The sequence below is a fragment of the Allobosea sp. genome, from assembly GCF_035944895.1.
Taxonomy (GTDB): Bacteria; Pseudomonadota; Alphaproteobacteria; order Rhizobiales; family Beijerinckiaceae; genus Allobosea.
Genome location: NZ_DASZAT010000010.1, coordinates 884,903 through 905,934 on the forward strand (window position 1 = coordinate 884,903; position 21,032 = coordinate 905,934).

Consider the following 21,032-nt stretch of genomic DNA (forward strand, 5'->3'; position numbering starts at 1 on the left):
TTCAGCGCGCGGTCTTCGGCGGCGCCGTGGTCCCGCGCACCACCAGCTCAGGGGTCAGCACGGCGCGCTGCGGTGGCGCTGCGGGATCGGCGATACGGCGGAGCAGCATCTCGGCGGTCTTGCGGCCCATCTCGTCCTGAAAGTTCTTGACCGTGGTCAAGGCGGGGTACCATTGCGAGGCTTCCTGAACATCGTCGCAGCCGATGATCGAGAAGTCCGCACCGGCCTCCAGGCCGCGATGACGCAGGCCGAGCATCGCGCCGAAGGCCGTGAGATCGTTGAAGCAGACTGCAGCGGTGGGCCGGTTCGCCGCGTCGAGCACCTTCTGGACACCCTTCAGCCCGTTCTCGCGCGTCCCATAGGCCGAGTAGACGATCGTCGGGTCGAGCGGCAGCCCGTGCTTGGCCAGGGTCTCGCAATAGCCGCGATAGCGGTTGCGTCCGGTCGAGATCAGCGGGCTTTCGCCGAGAAAGGCGATGCGGGTGTGGCCGAGGCCGAGCAGGTGCTCGACCGCCAGCACCGTGCCGTGCCGGTCGTCCGAGCCGACGAAATCGAGCCCGATGCCGGGAATTTCGCGGGAGAGCTGAACCAGCGGCACTTGCGCCGCCATCAGATGCTGCAGCGTCTCCGCCGTGGTGCCGCCGGCCGGGCAGATGATCATGCCGTCGGGGCGATATTCCTTGAGCGTGGTGAGGACACGGTCCTGCCGCTGGAGGTTCTCGGCATAGGTGCCGAGCAAGATCGAGCGGCCATGCGCCGCCGCCGTCTCCTCGATCGCCGCAAGCAGCTCGGCGAAATAGGGATTGGTGATGTCGTGGAAGCCGACGCCGAGGATATTGGTCCGATCGGTCCTGAGCGAGGCCGCGCTGCGGTTGTAGCTATAGCCCATCTCGCGCGCGATCTGCTGCACCCGCAGGCGCGTGCCATCGGCAACCAGCGGACTTTCACGCAGAGCGAGCGAAACCGTCGCGGTCGAGACCTCCAGCCGGTCGGCGATGATCTGCAAGGTAACGCGACCCCGGCCACCGGGTTTGACGCCCGCCTTCCCCGCCCCCGAAGGGTCGCGCGAGTGTCCGTCATTCGCCATCGATCGCTTCTCCTGAAGCCGGTACGCCGATGCATTCAACCAGTTCTTGGCCAAATCGTTCCGCATTGCATTGTTCCATCTCATAGAATTCGGAGAAACTGAAGATGAGCGCGACTAAAGAATCGATCGGCTTCATCGGCGTCGGTTACATGGGTCAGGGCATGGCGAGTTGCATTCTCGCCAAGGGCTTCCCCCTCACCGTCATGGGCCACCGCAATCGTCGGCCCGTCGAGGAGCTGAAGGCCGAAGGCGCCACGGAGGCCGCCACGCCCAGGGAGCTTGCCGAGAAGGCGAGCATCATCTTCCTCTGCGTTACCGGCTCGCCGCAGGTCGAGCAGGTCGTCAATGGCCCCGACGGCATCGCCGCCGGCGCCAGGCCCGGCACGGTCATCGTCGACTGCTCGACTTCCGACCCGGTCTCGACGATCGCTCTGGCGGAGCGGCTCGCTGCCATCGGCCTGCACCTCTGCGACGCTCCGCTGGGCGGAACACCCGCCCAGGCGAAGCTCGGTCAACTCTCCACGATGATTGGCGCCGACAGCGCGGTTTTCGAGCGCATCCGCCCGGTCTGCGAAGCCTGGGCCCAGAAGATCGTCCATCTCGGCCCGGTCGGCGACGGTCATAAGATGAAGTTGCTCAACAACTTCCTCTCTCTCGGCTATGGCGCGATTTATGCGGAGGCGCTGACCCTGGCGCAGAAGGTCGGCATCACCCCGCAGACCTTCGACAGTGTCATCACCGGCGGGCGCATGGAGTGCGGCTTCTACCGGACCTTCATGCAATATGTGCTGGAGCGTGACCGCGACGCCCACAAGTTCACGCTCTCCAACGCGCTGAAGGACGTCCGCTATCTGGAGAGCCTCGCCAATGCCGCCGGCGTCCCGAACCCGGTCGGCGGCGCCGTCAAGAACGTCTATGCGGCGGCCGTCGCCAGCGGCAAGGGCGAGGACTACGTGCCGATGCTCTCGGACTTCGTCGCCGGCCAGAGCAAGGTCTCGCTCGGCTGAATCCGGCGATCGTGCCATAGCGGGACGCGCCCGGAGCACATCTGTGCCGAACGCGGTAGCCGGTAGCCCGGTGCGGTGCAAAACCGTCATCATGGCCTCCATCCACGGATGGAGGCTTCAAGAGCTGTGCCAGCCCTGCCGGATCAATCGAGCCGGGCTGAGCCCTCGGGCACATGCCGAACGCGCTCGCGATAGAGCAGATAGAGCCCCGATGCGATGACGATGCCCGAACCGATGAAGGTGAAGCGGTCGGGAATCTGGCCGAAGACGAACCAACCGAGCAGGATCATCCAGACGATCTGGGAATAGATGAACGGCGCCAGGATCGTCGCCGGCGCCCGCTGATGCGCCAGGATCAGCAGCCAGTGGCCGACCGCGCCGAAGAAACCGGTGCCGCACATCAGCAGCCAGCTTTGCCAATCCGCCGGCCACGACCAGTACAATGGCACCAGCGGTAGCATGATCACCACCCCGCCGATGCCGGAGTAGAACATCGTCGTCTGCGGCGAATCGCTCGACGCCAGCATCCGCGTCGACAGGGCATAGAAGGCGTAGCAGAAGCAGCCGCAGACACTGAGCAGGGCCGCCGGATGCAGGCCGCCCAGTCCCGGCCGCGTCACCACGAGGACACCGAGGAAGCCGACGCCGATCGCGATCAGCCGGCGCGGCCCGGCCCATTCGCCGAGCAAGGGCCCGGCGATCAATGCGACCAGCAAGGGTGCTGCGAACATGATCGAGACCGTCTCGGCCAGTTGCAGATATTGCAGGGCAACGAAGTTGAGAGCGGTCGAGCCGAGCAGCAGCAGCGAGCGGAAGCCCTGTAGCCAGGGCCGCTTGGTCCGGGTAATGCCCGGATGGCTCCAGGGATTGAGCAGCAGTGAGACCAGCGCGACGCTGATCACGTAGCGCGCCAGCACGACCTGCATCGGATGCATCGTGCCGCCGAGCCATTTCGCACAGGTGTCGAGCAGGGAGAAGCAGACGATCGCCCCGCTCATCAGGGCGATGGCGGTCAGGCGTGTCCGGCGCGTATCCGGAAGCGGAGCGGGAGCGGCCGACACGATCTCGTCATGCTCTGGAGGAATGACGAGACATAGATGAACCGATTTAAGGCTTGAAACCAGCCCGCCAGCGCATGAGAGTCATGTCACTGGCGCGTTCAACCTCAAGCTGCGTCTTCGGCCTCGTCATCGACCTCGTCGACATCGGCGCCGGCCTTGGACAGGCCCTTCGACGCCTTGCGCAGCAATTTGCGCAATTGCTTGCGCTCCTTGGCGTCGAGCTTTTCGAGCAGTTCTTCCTCGACCTGGTTCCAGACCGCATCGAGCGCCGCCGCGGTCTTCTGGCCGTTCTCGGTCAGCGCCACCTGCACCAGCCGGCCATCGCGACCGCCCCCCTCGCGCGTCACCAACCCCTGCAGCGAGAGCCGGCCGATCGTCTTGGACACTGTCGGGGGCTTGACCCGCAGCAGGGTAGCAAGCTCGCCCATCGTCATCGGGGCGCCTTGCAGGGATTTCAGCGCCTGTTCCTGGCCCGGGAAGAGCCCAAGCGCATTGAGGCGCTCGCCCATCCGTGCCCTGTGAAGTCGCGCCGTCACCAACAAGGCACGGCCGACGCTTTTTTCGAGGGACTTGGTCATGAGCCGGCCCTTGGAAAAGGTTGCGGATACTTTTCGCCGGCTGTGCAATCGCCCGCCTTCATGACAGGCCGATGACAATTGTCAGACAGGCTTTTGAATCCGTGCGATTTCCTGTTCGACCCTGGCGAGAAAAGCTGCCCGGCTCTGCGGCGTCGAGCGGTTCATGTCGTAATGGGCGAGATAGGAGACCCGCGCCGCCGGATGGCATACCGCCCGCAGGCCCCGCTTGATCTGCCGGCGCGGCGGGTCGCCCATCAGGAAAGTCCGCCAGCGCGAGCCGCCATAGCTCGTCACCGTCGTCAGCCGGCGAATATTCCAGAGATTCGGGCGGATCGAACCATCGACCAGCTTGAACGAGACGCCGGGCAGGAAGACGCGATCGAAATAACCCTTCATGATCGCAGGATAGCCGTAGTTCCAGACCGGGAAGCACAGGAACAGCGCTTCCGCCTGCTGCAAGCGCTCGACATAGCCGGCTACATTCTTCTGATTGCTGGCGAGATCATGATAGCCGACCCGCTCCTCGCGGCTCAGCACCGGATCGAAGCCCTCGGCATAGAGATCGCAATCATCGACTTCGTGCCCGGCCCGGCGCAGGCCGGAGACGAGTGTCTCATGCACCGCCGCCCCGAAGCTCTGGGGGTCGGGGTGGGCATAGAGGACGAGCGCCCGCATCGCTCGGCTCAGTTGCCGACGCCGGCTTCGCCGAGCGCCTTGAACAGGAAGGTCTTGCCCGAGCGGTAGTCGTAGTTCGGGTCTTCCCAGGCGATCATCTTGCCGGGATTGAGCAGCCCCTGCGGATCGGCCTCGCGCTTGAAGGCGAGCTGGACCTCGTCGGTCTGCTTCATCCCGCCCTCCTCCAGCGTATAGCGGTGCGGGTTGAAGATCGGCGCGCCCATCTCCTCATGGATCGCCATGATCTCCTCCAGCCGCTCCTCACTGGTGAAGCGCACCAGCGGCAGGCCGAAGCAGGTGATCTTGCCGTCGAAGCGAACGAATTCGAGATGGCAGGTGACCTCGTCACCGAAGCGGGTATGAATCTTGTCGACGAGATCAACCTGGTTCGGGAAAGGATAGAGCACCTGCAGATAGGTGATCGACGGATCGACGCGCAGCGCCCGCAAGGTGGTGTGGTTCCAGCCGAGCTCGAAGGTCGGCGGCAGGCCCTTGGCCTCCTCCGCTGACAGCTTGTCGGAGCGCATCAGCACTTGCGAGCTGCCGAAGCGGCGGGCGAAGGCCAGCATCGACTCGACCGCGAAGTCGGCGACCATGATCATGACGCAGTGGCTGTCGCGCGGCAGGAACTTCCTGTGGCGCAGGAAATAGTCGTGCGGCGCCGGGGCGGCGACCACGGCGAGGTTCTTCAGCGCCAGCCCGTCCTGCTCGCCGAGCGCATTGGCGAATTCGGTCGCACCCCGCAAATCGCCGAAGCCGAGGATGACATCGACCCAGGCATAGGCCGGGCCGAGCGGCATCTCGACCTGCGTGATGATGCCGTTGGTGCCGTAGGCATGCGCGACCTTGTGCAGGTCCTCGCCCTGGAGCTCGAGGATGCGCGGGGTGCCTTCCATGGTCGCGACGCGCAGCGAGATGATGTTGCCCCAGTCGCGCAGGCCGCCCCATTTGATCGAGCCGACGCCACCGGAGCCGCCGGCAATGAAGCCGCCGACCGAAGCCGTGTGATAGGTCGACGGGTGCAGCCGGATCTCCTGGCGGGAGTGGGCGCGCGTCTCCTGGTCGATCTTGGCCAACACCGCGCCGGGCTCGGCGACGTAGCGCCCGGCCTCGATGCTCGTCACCTTGTTGAAGCCGGAAAGATCGAGCACGATCCCGCCCGAAAGCGGCATGGCCTGGCCGTAATTGCCGGTGCCGGTGCCGCGCGGCGTCACGGGAATGCCGAGCGCATGCGCCGCCGAGAGCGTCTCCAGCACCTGCGCTTCACTGGTCGGCGAGACGATGATGTCGGCGACGACATGGTCGAGCTGGCGCTTCAGCTTCGGCGAATACCAGAAGAAGTCACGGCTCTTCTGCTTGACCAGCGCCGGATTGTCCTCGGTGCGGATGCCGTTCAGGCGGCACTTCAGGGCATCGATATCGTAGCGTACGGTCATGCGGAGCGGCTCATCAGGAAATCGAGTTCGCGATAATCGGGCAAAGTACGGTCGATGGCGCGACCATTGACCAGAACGGTCCGGTCAGCCTGCGGCCTGGCGAAGAATTCCGTCCAGTCGCGGGCGCGGGTCAGGACCAGGTCGGCAGGGCCGCCCACCGCGATGCGGCCGGCGCTCGACAGTCCCATGATCTCGGCCGGCGTCGCAGCAACCGCCCTCGCCCAACCCCGGTCGGAATGGTCGAGCTGGAGGATGCGGGTGCCTTCGCGCAGCGTCTCGACGAGGTCGAGATCGCCATAGGCGTAGAACGGGTCTCGCGTATTGTCGGAGGCGATCGTCACCGGCACGCCGGCGGCCTTCAGCTCGTGCAGCGCCGTGACGCCGCGCCAGCGTGGCGTGCGTCCGCGCTGGCGGTCCTGCAAATACATGTTGCACATCGGCAGCGAGACCACGGCGATGCCGGCCTCCCTGACCTTGGCGATGATGCGCCCCTCGTCCTGCGGTGTCTGCAGCGAAAGCGAGCAGCAATGCCCCGCCAGGATCTTGCCCGCGAAGCGATGGCGCAGCGCCGCATCGGCGATGTGCTCGAGCGAGCGCGCCGCGGGATCATTGGTCTCGTCGACATGAAAGTCGAGATCGAAGCCGTGTTCGATCGCGGTCCGGAACAGCGTGTCGAGCCCGGCGTCGAGCTCCGGCACCATATAGGTGACGGCGCCGAGGAGGCGGTCGCCATGATCGGTCACGGCCTTCGTGATCGCCTGCATATGCGCGGGATCGACGGCGGCATCGACACCGAACAGCGGCGACGCCTGCAGCACGATCCGCCCGGCCCATTCGGCCCTGAGCTCGGCATAAACCGGCCAGGAGATGCCGATCTGCTTGCCGAGCGAGTCGAGATGGGTGCGGATCGCCGCCGTGCCATGGGCGTAGGCGCAGCGCAGGCCAAACTCCATGCGCGCCCGCACGTCCCCGGCCGACCAGTTCGCCTCGCGATCGGCCGCGACCGCGCCCAGCGCGCCCATGAAGCTGCCGTCCGGATTGGGTCGGCGCGGCCAGATATGGCCCTTGTCGAGATGAGTGTGGACGTCGACCAGCCGCGGCAGCGCGATACCGCCATCGAGATCGAGCGCCGGCACTGCATCGAGCGCAGGCGTGCCCGCCGGCAGGAGCGAGGCGATGACGCCGTCCTCGATGGCGATGTCGAGCAGCGCCAGGCCGTCGCGATCGCTTGCCAGGCTGCCGGCCTCGACCAGGCAGGCAGGCGCCCTGGCATTGCGCAGCACATAGCTGCCGGAAGCCGGGATTGCTGCAAAGCCGGTGGCCACGTCAGTCGTCTCCGGCTTGCAAGCCGCCCTCTGAATCACTTGCGGACCATGCTGGCAAGGCGCGCTCCGATCAAGCGGCGCGAGCGGCACCCCCACCCGCCGGAGATTCAACGCAAGGCGGCCCTTGTCCGTTCTGTCGCGATGCAGCAAGAGAACGGCGCAGGGCATCAAACCGGAAACGGGAATCCGCTTTTCGATCCGATGCCTCACCAAGGAGCTGGTCATGACGGCACGCATCATCGACGGCAAAGCGGCGGCGGCGGAACTGCGGGCCGAGATCGGTCGCGAGGTCACAGCGCTCAAGGCGGGCGGCAAGCCTGTGCCGGGCCTGCATGTCGTGCTCGTCGGCGAGGACCCGGCCAGCAAGGTCTATGTCGCCTCCAAGGAAAAGCTCGCGGCCGAGATCGGCATGAACTCGGTCGCTCATCGCCTGCCTGCGGAGACGACCGAAGCGGCGCTGCTCGCCAAGATCGCAGAGCTCAACGCCGATGACGGCGTCGACGGCATCCTCGTCCAGCTGCCGCTGCCCAGGCATATCGACACCGGCCGCATCATCGATGCCATCGACCCGGCCAAGGATGTCGACGGCCTCCACCCGATCAATGCCGGCCTGCTAGCTGGCGGCAAGAACGGCCTCGTCCCCTGCACGCCGCTCGGTTGCATGCTGCTATTGAAGCAGGCGCTGCCATCGCTGTCCGGGCTGGAAGCGGTCGTCATCGGCCGCTCGGAACTCGTTGGACGTCCGGTGGCGCAGCTCCTCCTCCAGGCGGACTGCACTGTCACCATCGCCCATTCGCGCACGCGCGACCTGCCGGCCGTGGTGAAGCGCGCCGACATCGTCGTCGCTGCCGTCGGCCGGCCGCGCATGGTCAAGGGTGACTGGATCAAGCCGGGCGCAACGGTGATCGATGTCGGCATCAACCGCATGCCCGACGGCAAGCTCGCCGGCGATGTCGATTATGCCGAGGCTGTCGAGGTCGCCGGTGCGATCACGCCTGTCCCCGGCGGCGTCGGCCCGATGACGATCGCCTGCCTGCTGCGCAACACGCTGACCGCCTATCGCGCCCGGCGCGGATAGCCCGAAAGCCGATGCCGGCGTTAACTATACATTAACCAAGAATTTGTGCGCCGCCGCGGACGGGAGCATGGTCGGGCTCTCGACTGAAGCGGAGGCGCGCCATGCACGCCACGACGATCGACATCGCCCGGCACAATGCCGACCTGTTCGACCGAACCGAGATCGCCGAATGGTACGGCGGGCAGAGCCTGTTTGCCTCCGAGGCGGTGATCCTCGAGCGCTTCCACGACGCCTATGCCGGCAAGCGCCTGCTCGACCTCGGCGTCGGCTCCGGCCGCACCACGGGAGCGCTGTTGCCTGACGTCGCCGACTATGTCGGGATCGACAAGGCCGATGCGATGCTCGCCGTCGCGCGGCGTCGCTTTCCGGGCGCGACCTTCCTCGACATGGATGTCCGCGCGATCAGCGAGTTCGGGCCGGGCCGCTTCGACTTCGTGCTCGGCGCCCTCGCCATCCTCAGCGCCTTCGACCACGCCGAGCGCCTCGCGGTCATCGCGAGCGTGCACGAGATCCTGGCACCTGGCGGCGTCTTCGCCTTCTCGTTCCACAATCGCGCCTGGCACCGCGCCGGCGGCATGCCGCTGCATGCGCGCTCGTGGCATCCGCGCGAGATCGTGAACTCGGTGCATCCGCAGAGCTGGATCAACTATCTGCGCCTGCGGCCCTTCGCGCATGAGGAGGCCGACTACGCCATCCATGTCGACCCGGCCCATCGCTGGAGCGGGCTGTTCTATTTCGTCGACCTGGCGACGCAGGAACGCCAGCTCGAGGCGGCCGGTTTCGAGGTCCTGGCTCGCTTCGGCGAGGACGGCCGTCCGCTCGCGGCGGATGACGACACCAGCCGCGACGGTCTCCTGAACCTCGTCTGCAAAAAAGCCGGCGCGCCACACTGACGCGCCGGCCCCGAAACTGAAAGCATGGCCGCCGGAGCGGCCTCGCCTCACATATGGATCGGGCGCTTGTCGACGGCGAGCGCCGCTTCCTTGACCGCCTCGGCCAGCGTCGGATGGGCATGGCAGGTGCGGGCCAGATCCTCGGCCGAGCCGCCGAACTCCATCAGCACCGTCACCTCGGCGATCAGGTCGCCGGCATGCGGGCCGATGATGTGGCAGCCGAGCACCTTGTCGGTCGCCGCATCGGCGAGGAATTTGACGAAGCCGTCGGTGTGCCGCATCGCCCGCGCCCGGCCATTGGCCGTGAACGGGAACTTGCCGACCTTGTAGGCGACGCCCGCGGCCTTGAGCTCCTCTTCGGTCTTGCCGATCGCGGCGACCTCGGGGGCGGTGTAGACGATGCCGGGAATGGCGTCGTAGTTCACATGGCCGTGCTTGCCCGCGAGGATCTCGGCGACGGCGACGCCTTCATCCTCGGCCTTGTGCGCCAGCATCGGCCCGCGCACGACATCGCCGATCGCGTAGATGCCGTCGACATTGGTCTTGAAGTGATCGTCGATGATGACGCGGCCGCGCTCGGTAGCGACGCCGGCCTTATCGAGCCCGAGGCCGTCCGTGTTCGGACGACGGCCGATCGCGACCAGGACGATATCAGCGTTCAGCGTCTTGGCCTCGCCGCCCGCGGCCGGCTCGACGGTGACGGTGGCGCCGCCCTTCTTGGCCACGTCGACCTTGGTCACCTTCGAGCCGAGATGGAAGGTAAAGCCCTGCTTCTGCAGGATGCGCTGGAACTGCTTGGCGATCTCGTCGTCCATGCCCGGCAGGATACGGTCGAGATATTCGACCACCGTGACCTTGGCGCCGAGCCGGGCCCAGACCGAGCCGATCTCCAGGCCGATCACGCCGGCGCCGACCACCAGCAGCTCCTTCGGCACGGAGGTGAGCTCCAGGGCGCCGGTCGAGGTCACCACCGTCTTCTCGTCGGTCGTGACGCCAGGCAGCGCCGCCGATTCCGAGCCGGTGGCGATGACGATGTTCTTGGTCGTGAGCTCCTGCGTCTTGCCGTCCTCGGCGGTGACGACGACCTTGCCGGCGGCCGGGATCGAGGCCGTGCCGTGGAACGGATCGATCTTGTTCTTCTTCAGCAGGAAGGCGACGCCATTGACGTTGGCATCGATGGTCTCCTGCTTGTGGACCAGCATCTGCTTGAGATCGAGCTTGGGCTTGCCGACGCTGATGCCGAGGCTCGGGAAGGTGTGGCTCACCTCGTCGAACATCTCGGAGGCATGCAGCAGCGCCTTGGAGGGGATGCAGCCGACATTCAGGCAGGTGCCGCCATGCGTCTTGCGCTTCTCGACCACCGCGACCTTGAGGCCGAGCTGGGCGGCGCGGATGGCGCAGACATAGCCGCCGGGGCCGGTTCCGATGACGACGAGATCGTAGGACATGGTCTCTCTTCCGTTCAGACTTTACGATTGCTGTTGCGCCAGAGGCGCGTTGAAGGCCCAGACATGGCCGAAGGGATCGCGCAGGCGGCCATAGCGGGCGCCCCAGAACACGTCGCTCGCCGGCATGACGACATCCGCGCCGGCAGAAGCGGCCCTGGCGATGGCGGCATCGACATCGGCCGGCGCCGGCAGGTTGATGCTGATCGTCATGCTGGCGCCGCTGCGCGAATGCGGCGCCAACACATCGCCGCCGAATTCGGGGAATTCGTCATGCAGCATCACCTCGCTGCCGAACATGGCGAGGTTGGCATGCATGACGCGCTCGCCATCCTCGGCCATCGCCTTGAAGGCGCACTGCGCCCCAAAAGCCTTCTCGTAGAAGGCGATCGCCGCTTCGCCGCCCTTGACGCAGAGATGCGCCTGGATCGGTGGCGGGTTGGGTCCGAAGGCCATGCTCCCTCCTCCTTCCGGGATCAGACCAGCAGGCGGGCCGCCATCAGCGCCAGGCCGACGACAGCGGCCAGCCAGACCAGGCTGCGCCAATATGGGATGCCGGTGAGATAGAGCGGGATGTAGACGATGCGGGCGATCAGCCAGACCACAGCCCCCATGAAGCCGATACCGTCGGCGCGGCCACTTGCGACCAATGCCGCGGCCAGTGCCACGAAGGCCGGATAGGTCTCCAGATAGTTGCGCAGCGCCCGCTCGGCCCGCCCGGCGACGACGCCTTTCGGTCTCACGCCTTCGTCGCGCGGTCCGGCATTCCAGGCCGAGCCGAGCTCGCTGGTCGCCGCGATCGCCTGCGCTCCGATATGGACGAAGAGCAGGGCGACGCTCGCGACGATCAGCGAGAGCATGGTTTCGCCTCAGAGGTCGAGGACGAGGCGCGCCGGGTCTTCCAGGCCTTCCTTGATCCGGACGAGGAAGGTCACGGCTTCCTTGCCGTCGATGATGCGGTGGTCATAGGAGACCGCCAGATACATCATCGGCCGGATCACGATCTGGCCGCCGACCACCATCGGACGCTCCTGGATCTTGTGCATGCCCAGGATCGCCGACTGCGGCGCGTTCAGGATCGGCGTCGACATCAGCGAGCCGTAGACGCCACCATTCGAGATGGTGAAGGTGCCGCCCTGCATGTCCTCGATCTTGAGCGAACCGTCACGCGCCTTCTTGCCGAGGGCGCCGATCTCCTTCTCGACACCGGCGATCGAGAGCTGGTCGGCATCGCGCACCACAGGCACGACCAGGCCCTTGTCGGTGCCGACGGCGACCGCGACATGATAGTAGTTCTTGTAGACGATGTCGGTGCCGTCGATCTCGGCGTTGACCGAGGGAATTTCCTTCAGCGCCTGCACGCAGGCTTTCACGAAGAAGCCCATGAAGCCGAGCTTCACGCCGTGCTTCTTCTCGAACACGTCCTTGTACTGGTTGCGCAGCGCCATGACGTTGGTCATGTCCACCTCGTTGAAGGTGGTCAGCATTGCGGCGTTGGTCTGCGCTTCCTTGAGGCGGCGCGCGATGGTCTGGCGCAGCTTGGTCATCTTCACGCGCTCTTCGCGCGAAGCGTCGTCCGGAGCCGACGGGGCGCGGACCTGAACCGGAGCCGCAGGCGCAGCAGCGGCGACGGCCGGGCCGGCCGCGATCGCCGCGAGCATGTCGCCCTTGGTGACGCGGCCATCCTTGCCGGAGGCGGCGACCTTTGAGGGGTCGACACCGCTCTCGGCGGCAAGACGCGAAACGGCCGGGCCGGAATCGGCCGCCTTGGTGGCAGCTCCCGTAGCCACCGGAGCCGGAGCGGCGGCAGCGGGCTTCGGCGCTTCGGCGGCTTTGGCCGGAGCGGCAGCCGCCTTGCCGTCGCCGGCCGCGATCGTGCCGAGCAGCGCGCTGACGCCGACCGTCTCGCCTTCCTTGGCGACGATCTCGCCGAGCACGCCGGCGGCCGGAGCGTTGACCTCCAGCGTCACCTTGTCGGTCTCGAGCTCGACCAAAGGCTCGTCCGCCTTCACCGCGTCGCCGGGCTTCTTGAACCACTTGCCGATAGTGGCCTCGGAAACGGATTCGCCGAGGGTCGGAACGCGGATTTCGGTCGCCATGTCAGGCCTCTTCTCGTGTCTTTTAGATCAGGCGTAGGGTCAGACCGCGAAGGTCTCATCCATGAAAGCGTTGAGCTGGGCGAGGTGCTTCGACATCAGGCCGGTCGCAGTCGCGGCCGAGGCCGGGCGGCCGACATAGCGCGGCCGCTTCGACTTCGAGCCGGCATGGCCCAGCACCCACTCCAGATAGGGCTCGACGAAGGTCCAGGCGCCCTGGTTCTTCGGCTCCTCCTGGCACCAGACGACGTCGGCGCCCTTGAAGCGAGCCAGCTCCTGCGCCAGCGACTTCAGCGGGAACGGATAGAGCTGCTCGACGCGCATCAGGTAGACATCGTCCAGCCCACGCTTCTCGCGCTCCTCCAGCAGGTCGAAATAGACCTTGCCCGAGCAGAGCACGACGCGGCGGATCTTCGAATCCTTGACCAGCTTGGTGGTTGACTTGCCGCGCTCGGCATCGTCGTGCAGCACGCGGTGGAAGGTCGAGCCTTCGGCCAGCTCGCTGAGATCGGAGACGCAGCGCTTGTGGCGCAGCAACGACTTCGGCGTCATCAGGATCAGCGGCTTGCGGAAGTCGCGCTTCAGCTGCCTGCGCAGGATGTGGAAATAGCTCGCCGGAGTCGAGCAGTTCGCCACCTGCATGTTGTCCTCGGCGCACATCTGCAGGAAGCGCTCGAGACGGGCCGAGGAGTGCTCCGGACCCTGCCCCTCATAGCCGTGCGGCAGCAGGCAGACGAGGCCCGACATGCGCAGCCACTTGCGCTCGCCCGAGGAGATGAACTGGTCGAACACGACCTGCGCGCCATTGGCGAAGTCGCCGAACTGCGCCTCCCACATCGTCAGCGCATTCGGCTCCGACAGGGTGTAGCCGTATTCGAAGCCGAGCACCGCCTCTTCCGAGAGCATCGAGTTGATGACCTCGTAGCGCGACTGGCCCTCGCGGATATGGTTCAGCGAGGTGTGGCGGGCTTCGGTCTCCTGGTCGATCAGCACAGAATGGCGCTGCGAGAAGGTGCCGCGCTCGCAATCCTGGCCGGAGAGGCGCACCGGATTGCCGTCGAGCAGCAGCGAACCGAAGGCCAGCGCTTCGGCCGTCGCCCAGTCGATGCCCTGCCCGCTCTCGACCGCCTTGCGGCGGTTGTCGAGGAAGCGCTGGATCGTCTTGTGGACGTTGAAGCCTTCCGGGACCTCGGTGATCTTCTGCGTGATCTCCTTCAGCACCGCTTCAGGCACGCCGGTCGCGCCGCGGCGCGGATCATCCTCGTCGGCGCGGATCGCCTTCATGCCGGCCCAGCGGCCGTCGAGCCAGTCGGCCTTGTTCGGCTTGAAGGCCTGGCCAGCTTCGAACTCGACCTCGAGCTTCTCCTTCCAGGCAGCGCGCATCTGGTCGAGCTCGCCCGGCTGGATCACGCCCTCGGCCTCGAGCTTGGTGCTGTAGAGCTCCAGCGTCGACTTGTGGCCGCGGATCTTGCGGTACATCAGCGGCTGGGTGAAGCCCGGCTCGTCGCCTTCGTTATGGCCGAAGCGGCGATAGCAGAACATGTCGATGACGACCGGCTTGTGGAACTTCTGCCGGAACTCAATCGCGATCTTGGCGGCGAAGACGACCGCTTCCGGATCGTCGCCGTTCACATGGAAGACCGGTGCCTCGACCATCTTCGCCACGTCGGACGGATAGGGCGAGGAGCGCGAATAGCGCGGATAGGTGGTGAAGCCGATCTGGTTGTTGATGATGAAGTGCAGCGAGCCGCCGGTGCGGTGGCCCTTCAGCCCGGACAGGCCGAGGCATTCGGCCACGACGCCCTGGCCGGCGAAGGCGGCATCGCCATGGATCAGCAGCGGCAGCACCTTCGAGCGCTCGACGATGTCGCCGAACTGGTCCTGCTTGGCGCGCACCTTGCCGAGCACGACGGGGTCGACGATCTCGAGATGCGAGGGGTTGGCGGTCAGCGAGACGTGGACATTGTTGCCGTCGAACTCGCGATCGCTGGAGGCGCCGAGATGGTACTTGACGTCGCCCGAGCCCTCGACGTCGTCAGGCGCGAAGGAGCCGCCCTTGAACTCGTGGAACAGCGCGCGATGCGGCTTGCCCAGAACCTGGGTCAGCACGTTGAGGCGGCCGCGATGGGCCATGCCGAAGACGATATCGCGCACGCCGAGCGCGCCGCCGCGCTTGATGATCTGCTCCAGCGCCGGAACTAGCGACTCGCCGCCATCGAGGCCGAAGCGCTTGGTGCCGGTGAACTTGAGGTCGAGGAACTTCTCGAAGCCTTCCGCCTCGACCAGCTTGTTCAGGATCGCGCGCTTGCCCTCGCGGGTGAAGGCGATCTCCTTGTCCGGCCCCTCGATCCGCTCCTGCAGCCAGGCCTTCTGCTCAGGGTCGGAGATGTGCATGAACTCGATGCCGACCGTGCCGCAATAGGTCCGCTGCAGGATCGCCGTCATCTCGCGGATGGTGGCGAACTCCAGGCCGAGCACGTTGTCGATGAAGATCTTGCGGTCGAGATCGGCCTCGGTGAAGCCGAAGGCGGCCGGCGACAGCTCCTCCGGATCCTTCTGGCTCTCGATACCCAGCGGATCGAGCTGGGCGTGGAGATGGCCGCGCATGCGGTAGGCGCGGATCAGCATGATCGCGCGGACCGAGTCGCGGGTCGCCTGTTGGACGTCAGCGGCGGACAGGGTCGCGCCGGCAGCCTTGGCCTTGGCGCCGAGCTTCTCGCCGACAGCCTTCTCGACCGCGGCCCAGTTGCCGTCGAGCGCCGAGACCAGCTCGCCACCGGCCGGGATCGGCCAGTTCGGCCTCTTCCAGGACGCGCCCTTGGCGTTGTCGACAACGACCTGCCTGTCGTCGTTCAGCGCGGAGAAGAAACCCTGCCACTCCGGATCGACCGACTTGGGATCGGCCTGATAGCGGGCGTAGAGGTCCTCGATATAGGCCGCGTTGCCGCCATAGAGGAAACCCGTCTGCGCGAGAGCCTCGTTGATGTCCTGGCGAGCCATGGTGCTGTCGTCCTGTCCTGACTTACCGCGTCGTGCCCGGATGAATCCGGTAGCCGTCTAGAAATGTTCAATTGCAGCATCGGGGCGGCATGGCCGGGAAAGCCCGATCATGCCGCGCTCCGAAGCGCATCAGCCCTTCAATACTTCGACCAAGGTCTTTCCAAGGCGCGCCGGCGACGGCGAGACCCGGATACCGGCCGCTTCCATCGCCGCGATCTTGTCCTCGGCGCCGCCCTTGCCGCCCGAGATGATCGCGCCGGCATGGCCCATGCGGCGGCCGGGAGGAGCCGTGCGGCCGGCGATGAAGCCGACCATCGGCTTCTTGCGCCCGCGCTTGGCCTCGTCCTTGATGAACTGAGCCGCGTCTTCCTCGGCCGAGCCGCCGATCTCGCCGATCATCACGATCGAGGTGGTCTTCTCGTCCGCGAGGAACATCTCGAGCATGTCGATGAACTCGGTGCCCTTGACCGGGTCGCCGCCGATGCCGACGGCCGTGGTCTGGCCGAGGCCCTCGTTGGTGGTCTGGAACACCGCCTCATAGGTCAGCGTGCCCGACCGCGAGACGATACCGACCGAGCCGGGCTTGAAGATGTTGGCCGGCATGATGCCGATCTTCGACTCTCCGGCGGTGACGACGCCGGGGCAGTTCGGCCCGATCAGGCGGGTCTTCGAGCCCGAGAGCGAGCGCTTGACGCGGACCATGTCGAGCACCGGGATGCCCTCGGTGATGCAGATCACCAGCGGAATCTCGGCGTCGATCGCCTCGCAGATCGCGTCGGCCGCGCCCGGCGGCGGCACGTAGACGACCGAGGCGGTCGCGCCGGTCTTCTCGCGCGCCTCGGCGACGGTGTCGAAGACGGGCAGGCCGAGATGGAGCGAGCCGCCCTTACCGGGCGAGGTGCCGCCGACCATCTGCGTGCCATAAGCGATCGCCTGCTCGGAGTGGAAGGTGCCGTTCTTGCCGGTGAAGCCCTGGCAGATGACCTTGGTGTTCTTGTCGATCAGGATGGACATCGGTTTACCTCAAGCCTTCTTGATCGCAGCCACGATCTTCTGGGCGGCGTCGTCGAGATCATCGGCCGGGATGACGTTCAGGCCCGAGGTCCGGATGATCTCCTTGCCTTCCTCGACATTGGTGCCTTCGAGGCGCACCACCAGCGGCACTTCGAGGCCGACCGCCTTCACCGCCGCGATCACGCCGCGAGCGATGACGTCGCACTTCATGATGCCGCCGAAGATGTTGACCAGGATGCCCTTCACCTTCGGGTCGGCGGTGATGATCTTGAAGGCCGCGGTGACCTTCTCCTCGGAAGCGCCGCCGCCGACGTCGAGGAAGTTCGCCGGGCTCTCGCCGTAGAGCTGGATGATGTCGAGCGTCGCCATGGCGAGGCCGGCGCCGTTGACCATGCAGCCGATCGTGCCGTCGAGCGCGATATAGGCGAGGTCGTACTTGGACGCTTCGATCTCCTTGGCGTCTTCTTCGGTCTCGTCACGCAGCGCCATCAGCTCGGGATGGCGGTAGAGCGAGTTCGAGTCGAACGAGACCTTGGCGTCGAGGCACTTGACCTGACCCTGCGTCGTCACGATCAGCGGGTTGATCTCGAGCATCGCCATGTCCTTGCCGACGAAGGCGGCATAGATCTGGCCGAGGACGCTCGCAGCCTGCTTGGCCTGGTCGCCGCTGAGGCCCAGCGCCTTGGCGACGGTGCGGCCGTGATGCGGCATGATGCCGGTCGCAGGATCGACCGAGAAGGTCAGGATCTTCTCGGGCGTGTCATGGGCGACCGCCTCGATGTCCATGCCGCCCTCGGTCGAGACCACGAAGGCGACGCGCGAGGTCTCGCGATCGACCAGCGCCGAGAGGTAGAACTCCTTGGCGATGTCCGAGCCGTCCTCGATATAGAGGCGGTTGACCTGCTTGCCGGCCGGGCCGGTCTGCAGCGTCACCAGGGTGTTGCCGAGCATCTCCTTGGCGTGGCTCTCGACCTCTGCGATCGACTTGGCGAGCCGCACGCCACCCTTGGCGTCGGCCGGCAGTTCCTTGAACTTGCCCTTGCCGCGCCCACCGGCATGGATCTGGCTCTTCACCACATAGAGCGGTCCGGGCAGCTTCTTCGCGGCCTCGACGGCCTCCGCCACCGATAGCGCCGGGAAGCCGGCGGAGACGGGCGCGCCGTACTCCTTGAGAACCGCCTTGCCCTGATATTCGTGGATGTTCATGCCTGATGTCCTGTGCCGGTAAAGGGAGAGGCGACAGCCTGACGACCGACGTTGCCGCCGGCCATCACGCCATCCGTCTGTCTCACGCCAATGACGCGTCGATGCTCTTGCAGGCGTCGATCAGGCTCTGGACCGAGGCGACCGACTTGGCCAGCATCTCCTTCTCGGCGCCGTTGAGGCGGATCTTGACGACCCGCTCGACGCCCTTGGCGCCGATCACCACCGGCACGCCGACGAACATGTCCTTGACGCCGTACTGGCCCTTGAGCGCGGCAGCCGCCGGCAGCACGCGCTTCTGGTCCTTGAGATAGCTCTCGGCCATGGCGATCGCCGAGGCGGCCGGGGCGTAGAAGGCCGAGCCGGTCTTCAGCAGGTTGACGATCTCGCCGCCGCCCTTGCGGGTACGCTCGACGATGGCGTCGAGGCGCTCCTGCGTCGTCCACTTCATCTTGACGAGGTCGGGCAGCGGGATGCCGGCGACGCCCGAGTAGCGGACCAGCGGCACCATGTCGTCGCCATGGCCGCCGAGCACGAAGGCCGAGACGTCCTTCACCGAGACCTTGAACTCGTCGGCGAGGAAGTGACGGAAGCGGGCGGAGTCGAGCACGCCGGCCATGCCGCAGATCATGTTGGGCTTCAGGCCCGAGAACTTCTGCAGGGCCCAGACCATCGCGTCGAGCGGGTTGGTGATGCAGATCACGAAGGCCTTGGGAGCATACTGCTTGATGCCCTCGCCGACCGACTTCATCACCTTGAGGTTGATGCCGATCAGGTCGTCGCGGCTCATGCCGGGCTTACGCGGCACACCGGCGGTGACGATGATCACGTCGGCGCCCTTGATGTCCTCGTAGGAGTTCGTGCCCTTGTAGCCGGCGTCGAAGCCGTCAACCGGAGCGGACTCGGCGATATCCAGGCCTTTGCCCTGGGGAATGCCCTCGGCGATGTCGAACAGGACGACGTCGCCCAGTTCCTTGAGGCCCGCGAGGTGCGCGAGCGTGCCGCCGATCTGTCCGGCGCCGATGAGGGCGATCTTCTTGCGGGCCATTGCCGAATCCTTGTTGTTGGATGCGAGAGCAGTTGAAGCCGAAAAGCCGACGGTTCTTTGACGCAAGCCGCTTCCGGGCTCAACCCCGCGCGTAAAGGGACATTGGAACAGTCCGAAATGGCCGTTACGACAGTCCTGGCGGAGAATGCCGAAAGAAAACAACTCGTTAGAAGCTAGCCGCCCGTGATGAGCCGTCAAGCTGCCTCACAATAGGGCAGTTACAATTTACAAAATCTGTCATTTTTTTAGATCACGCCGGTCGCAAGCGTGCGAAGCGCCACCCTGATCAGGGTCGCGAGCCTGGCATCGACCGATTCCTGCGGGACATCCGCCTCCAGTTCCAGCGCGGCAGGATGAATGAAACGGTGGGTGGCGTCGATCACGAAGGCGATAGCGCGGTCGCGGTCACGCGGCTCGAAGGCACCGGTCGCGATGCCGTCGTCGATGACGCGCTCGAACAGCGCTCGTACCCGCGTGCGGTTGCGCCGGCTGATCGCATGGCGCTTTGCCACGGCCTGCGACAGCGCCGCGAACAGATGCGGCTCCTCATGCAGCAGGGTGCGGTTCGCCTTGGCCAGCGCCAGGATCAGGCGCTCGAGCTTGTCCTCCGCCGGGTCAGGCCCGTCAGCGATGTCGGCGAGCGAGCGCTCGGCCGCCTTCAGCCAGACATCGACCACCGCATCGATCAGCGCCGTGCGGGAGGGGAAGTAGCGGTAGACATTGGCATGGGTCATGCCCGCCTCTTCCGCCACCGCGACCACGGTGAAGCGGCGCAGGCCGTGCTGGCGTAAGTGCTCGCCGGCGACCGAGAGGATACGCATCTCGCTCGGTTCGCGCGGGGTCGCCACGCTCAGGTCTCCACCAGCCCGGTCGCGTCGCCGCTCGCAGCCGAGTCGGCCCGGCCATGCGGCAAAGCGAGATACTCTTCCGAGCGCATCTCGATCAGACGCGACACCGTCCGGTCGAACTCGAAGGCCTCGCGACCGGCGTGAGCGACATAGAGGCCGGTCGGCTCCGCCGCCGCCGAGGCGACGAGCTTCACATGGCTCTCATAGAGCGTGTCGATCAGGATGATGAAGCGCTTGGCCTCGTTGCGCCGCTCGATGTCCATGATCGGGATGCAGTCGAGGATCAGCGTGTGGAAATGCTGCGCGAGCGCGAGATAGTCCGAGGCGCCATAAGCCTGGGCGCAGAGATCGGAAAAGCTCGCCCGCGCCACACCGCCCGCCGCCTGCGGCAGCTTCAATTCATGGCCCTTGATCGCGATCATGGTGGGGGAACCTTGCGCCACGCCGGTGAGCTGGCTGAAGGCCTTGTCGAGCGCGGCCTTGGCCTTGTCGTCGGCGGGCACGTGATAGGTCGGCGCGCCGCCGAGCTTCTCCAGCCGGAAATCGGTGCGTGCATCCAGCTTGATCACATCGACCTTGCTGGCCAGCAATTCGATGAAGGGCAGGAAGAGCGCCCGGTTGAGCCCACCCTCGTAAAGCCGCGACGGCTCGACATTCGAGGTCGCGACCACGGTGACACCGTCGGCGAACAGCTTGGTGAACAGCCGACCCAAAATCATCGCGTCAGCGATATCGGTGACGGTGAACTCGTCGAAGCAGAGCAGGCTCGCTTCTTCAGCCAGTTCCGCCGCAACCGGCCCGATCGGGTCCGGCTCCTTGACCGTCCCGGCCTTGAGCGCCTGGCGGTAGGCGTGAATGCGCTCATGCACATCAGCCATGAAGGCGTGGAAATGCACGCGCCGCCGTGCCGCGACCGGAACCGTCTCGTAGAACAGGTCCATCAGCATGGTCTTGCCGCGGCCGACAGAGCCCCAGATATAGAGCCCCTTGACGGCGTCCGCAGCCGGTTGCTTGCGCCCGAACAGCCAGCCGAGCGCGCTGCTCTTCTTCGCCAGCTTGCGGCTGGCGAGGGTTTCGGACAGCGCCTGGAGCCGCCTGACGACGGCGACCTGCGCCGGATCGCGCTCGATCGCGCCCGAGGCGACCAGGGCGTCATAACGTTCGGGGAGCGTGGCGGACATGGCCTGGAGGCGGGACAGCAAGAAGGGACGTCGGCTTCCGGGTTACGGCAGGGCGGG

The 21,032-nt window shown here is 66.1% G+C and carries 19 protein-coding genes; 3 read left to right on the top strand and 16 right to left on the bottom strand.

Annotation, left to right across the window (positions count from 1 at the left end; all coding sequences use genetic code 11):
• Position 1: 1 nt before the first annotated feature.
• Positions 2-1,087, bottom strand: a complete 1,086-nt coding sequence (locus VGV58_RS19890) for a LacI family DNA-binding transcriptional regulator (RefSeq protein WP_326875756.1) — start codon at positions 1,085-1,087, stop codon at positions 2-4.
• A gap of 104 nt (positions 1,088-1,191) precedes the next feature.
• Between VGV58_RS19890 and VGV58_RS19895 the strand changes: the two genes are divergently transcribed.
• Positions 1,192-2,094, top strand: a complete 903-nt coding sequence (locus VGV58_RS19895) for an NAD(P)-dependent oxidoreductase (RefSeq protein WP_326875757.1) — start codon at positions 1,192-1,194, stop codon at positions 2,092-2,094.
• A 143-nt stretch (positions 2,095-2,237) separates the two neighbouring features.
• On the opposite strand, the gene VGV58_RS19900 is transcribed toward VGV58_RS19895, so the two are convergent.
• From VGV58_RS19900 to VGV58_RS19920, 5 genes are all read right to left on the bottom strand, one after another.
• Positions 2,238-3,155, bottom strand: coding sequence for a DMT family transporter (locus VGV58_RS19900; RefSeq protein ID WP_326875758.1), 918 nt, complete (start codon positions 3,153-3,155; stop codon positions 2,238-2,240).
• A gap of 104 nt (positions 3,156-3,259) precedes the next feature.
• Positions 3,260-3,733, bottom strand: a complete 474-nt coding sequence (locus tag VGV58_RS19905; RefSeq protein ID WP_326875759.1) for a MarR family winged helix-turn-helix transcriptional regulator — start codon at positions 3,731-3,733, stop codon at positions 3,260-3,262.
• A gap of 81 nt (positions 3,734-3,814) precedes the next feature.
• The gene (locus VGV58_RS19910) at positions 3,815-4,408 is read right to left on the bottom strand and encodes an NAD(P)H-dependent oxidoreductase (RefSeq protein WP_326875760.1); all 594 of its coding nucleotides are present in this window, start codon (positions 4,406-4,408) and stop codon (positions 3,815-3,817) included.
• An 8-nt stretch (positions 4,409-4,416) separates the two neighbouring features.
• On the bottom strand, positions 4,417-5,844 hold the full coding sequence (locus VGV58_RS19915; protein ID WP_326875761.1) for an FAD-binding oxidoreductase: 1,428 nt from the start codon (positions 5,842-5,844) through the stop codon (positions 4,417-4,419).
• Positions 5,841-7,169 (bottom strand): cytosine deaminase, encoded by a 1,329-nt coding sequence (locus VGV58_RS19920; protein WP_326875762.1) that lies wholly within the window; start codon positions 7,167-7,169, stop codon positions 5,841-5,843. The genes VGV58_RS19915 and VGV58_RS19920 overlap by 4 nt, the downstream gene beginning before the upstream one ends.
• 223 nt (positions 7,170-7,392) lie before the next feature.
• Between VGV58_RS19920 and folD the strand changes: the two genes are divergently transcribed.
• Together folD and VGV58_RS19930 are read left to right on the top strand one after the other, a co-directional pair.
• Positions 7,393-8,247: a bifunctional methylenetetrahydrofolate dehydrogenase/methenyltetrahydrofolate cyclohydrolase FolD gene (gene folD, locus VGV58_RS19925; RefSeq protein WP_326875763.1), complete on the top strand. Its 855-nt coding sequence runs from the start codon at positions 7,393-7,395 to the stop codon at positions 8,245-8,247.
• 101 nt (positions 8,248-8,348) lie between these two features.
• Complete coding sequence (locus tag VGV58_RS19930; protein ID WP_326875764.1) at positions 8,349-9,140, top strand: class I SAM-dependent DNA methyltransferase; 792 nt, start codon at positions 8,349-8,351, stop codon at positions 9,138-9,140.
• Between the two features lie 47 nt (positions 9,141-9,187).
• Here VGV58_RS19930 and lpdA read toward each other — a convergent pair whose 3' ends face one another.
• From lpdA to zapE, 10 genes are all read right to left on the bottom strand, one after another.
• Positions 9,188-10,588: a dihydrolipoyl dehydrogenase gene (gene lpdA, locus VGV58_RS19935; RefSeq protein WP_326875765.1), complete on the bottom strand. Its 1,401-nt coding sequence runs from the start codon at positions 10,586-10,588 to the stop codon at positions 9,188-9,190.
• 21 nt (positions 10,589-10,609) lie between these two features.
• Positions 10,610-11,041, bottom strand: coding sequence for a VOC family protein (locus VGV58_RS19940; protein WP_326875766.1), 432 nt, complete (start codon positions 11,039-11,041; stop codon positions 10,610-10,612).
• Between the two features lie 20 nt (positions 11,042-11,061).
• The gene (locus VGV58_RS19945) at positions 11,062-11,445 is read right to left on the bottom strand and encodes an MAPEG family protein (RefSeq protein WP_326875767.1); all 384 of its coding nucleotides are present in this window, start codon (positions 11,443-11,445) and stop codon (positions 11,062-11,064) included.
• A gap of 9 nt (positions 11,446-11,454) precedes the next feature.
• Positions 11,455-12,684, bottom strand: coding sequence for a 2-oxoglutarate dehydrogenase complex dihydrolipoyllysine-residue succinyltransferase (odhB, locus tag VGV58_RS19950; protein ID WP_326875768.1), 1,230 nt, complete (start codon positions 12,682-12,684; stop codon positions 11,455-11,457).
• 39 nt (positions 12,685-12,723) lie between these two features.
• The gene (locus VGV58_RS19955) at positions 12,724-15,681 is read right to left on the bottom strand and encodes a 2-oxoglutarate dehydrogenase E1 component (protein WP_326875769.1); all 2,958 of its coding nucleotides are present in this window, start codon (positions 15,679-15,681) and stop codon (positions 12,724-12,726) included.
• A gap of 129 nt (positions 15,682-15,810) precedes the next feature.
• A complete protein-coding gene (gene sucD / locus VGV58_RS19960; protein ID WP_092156813.1) occupies positions 15,811-16,695 on the bottom strand; it encodes a succinate--CoA ligase subunit alpha in 885 nt (294 codons plus the stop codon).
• 9 nt (positions 16,696-16,704) lie between these two features.
• Positions 16,705-17,901: an ADP-forming succinate--CoA ligase subunit beta gene (sucC, locus tag VGV58_RS19965; protein WP_326875770.1), complete on the bottom strand. Its 1,197-nt coding sequence runs from the start codon at positions 17,899-17,901 to the stop codon at positions 16,705-16,707.
• Between the two features lie 82 nt (positions 17,902-17,983).
• Complete coding sequence (mdh, locus tag VGV58_RS19970; protein WP_291680556.1) at positions 17,984-18,946, bottom strand: malate dehydrogenase; 963 nt, start codon at positions 18,944-18,946, stop codon at positions 17,984-17,986.
• Between the two features lie 245 nt (positions 18,947-19,191).
• Positions 19,192-19,794 (bottom strand): TetR/AcrR family transcriptional regulator, encoded by a 603-nt coding sequence (locus tag VGV58_RS19975; protein ID WP_326875771.1) that lies wholly within the window; start codon positions 19,792-19,794, stop codon positions 19,192-19,194.
• A 2-nt stretch (positions 19,795-19,796) separates the two neighbouring features.
• Positions 19,797-20,975: a cell division protein ZapE gene (gene zapE, locus VGV58_RS19980; RefSeq protein ID WP_326875772.1), complete on the bottom strand. Its 1,179-nt coding sequence runs from the start codon at positions 20,973-20,975 to the stop codon at positions 19,797-19,799.
• Positions 20,976-21,032 lie beyond the last annotated feature (57 nt).

Coding starts and splice junctions, on each gene's coding strand:
- lpdA (WP_326875765.1), bottom strand. CDS start 10,588: ATGTCCTACGATCTCGTCGTCATCGGAACCGGCCCCGGCGGCTATGTC.
- folD (WP_326875763.1), top strand. CDS start 7,393: ATGACGGCACGCATCATCGACGGCAAAGCGGCGGCGGCGGAACTGCGG.
- VGV58_RS19910 (WP_326875760.1), bottom strand. CDS start 4,408: ATGCGGGCGCTCGTCCTCTATGCCCACCCCGACCCCCAGAGCTTCGGG.
- VGV58_RS19930 (WP_326875764.1), top strand. CDS start 8,349: ATGCACGCCACGACGATCGACATCGCCCGGCACAATGCCGACCTGTTC.
- VGV58_RS19890 (WP_326875756.1), bottom strand. CDS start 1,087: ATGGCGAATGACGGACACTCGCGCGACCCTTCGGGGGCGGGGAAGGCG.
- VGV58_RS19940 (WP_326875766.1), bottom strand. CDS start 11,041: ATGGCCTTCGGACCCAACCCGCCACCGATCCAGGCGCATCTCTGCGTC.
- VGV58_RS19945 (WP_326875767.1), bottom strand. CDS start 11,445: ATGCTCTCGCTGATCGTCGCGAGCGTCGCCCTGCTCTTCGTCCATATC.
- sucC (WP_326875770.1), bottom strand. CDS start 17,901: ATGAACATCCACGAATATCAGGGCAAGGCGGTTCTCAAGGAGTACGGC.
- odhB (WP_326875768.1), bottom strand. CDS start 12,684: ATGGCGACCGAAATCCGCGTTCCGACCCTCGGCGAATCCGTTTCCGAG.
- VGV58_RS19895 (WP_326875757.1), top strand. CDS start 1,192: ATGAGCGCGACTAAAGAATCGATCGGCTTCATCGGCGTCGGTTACATG.
- sucD (WP_092156813.1), bottom strand. CDS start 16,695: ATGTCCATCCTGATCGACAAGAACACCAAGGTCATCTGCCAGGGCTTC.
- VGV58_RS19915 (WP_326875761.1), bottom strand. CDS start 5,844: ATGACCGTACGCTACGATATCGATGCCCTGAAGTGCCGCCTGAACGGC.
- zapE (WP_326875772.1), bottom strand. CDS start 20,975: ATGTCCGCCACGCTCCCCGAACGTTATGACGCCCTGGTCGCCTCGGGC.
- VGV58_RS19905 (WP_326875759.1), bottom strand. CDS start 3,733: ATGACCAAGTCCCTCGAAAAAAGCGTCGGCCGTGCCTTGTTGGTGACG.
- mdh (WP_291680556.1), bottom strand. CDS start 18,946: ATGGCCCGCAAGAAGATCGCCCTCATCGGCGCCGGACAGATCGGCGGC.
- VGV58_RS19955 (WP_326875769.1), bottom strand. CDS start 15,681: ATGGCTCGCCAGGACATCAACGAGGCTCTCGCGCAGACGGGTTTCCTC.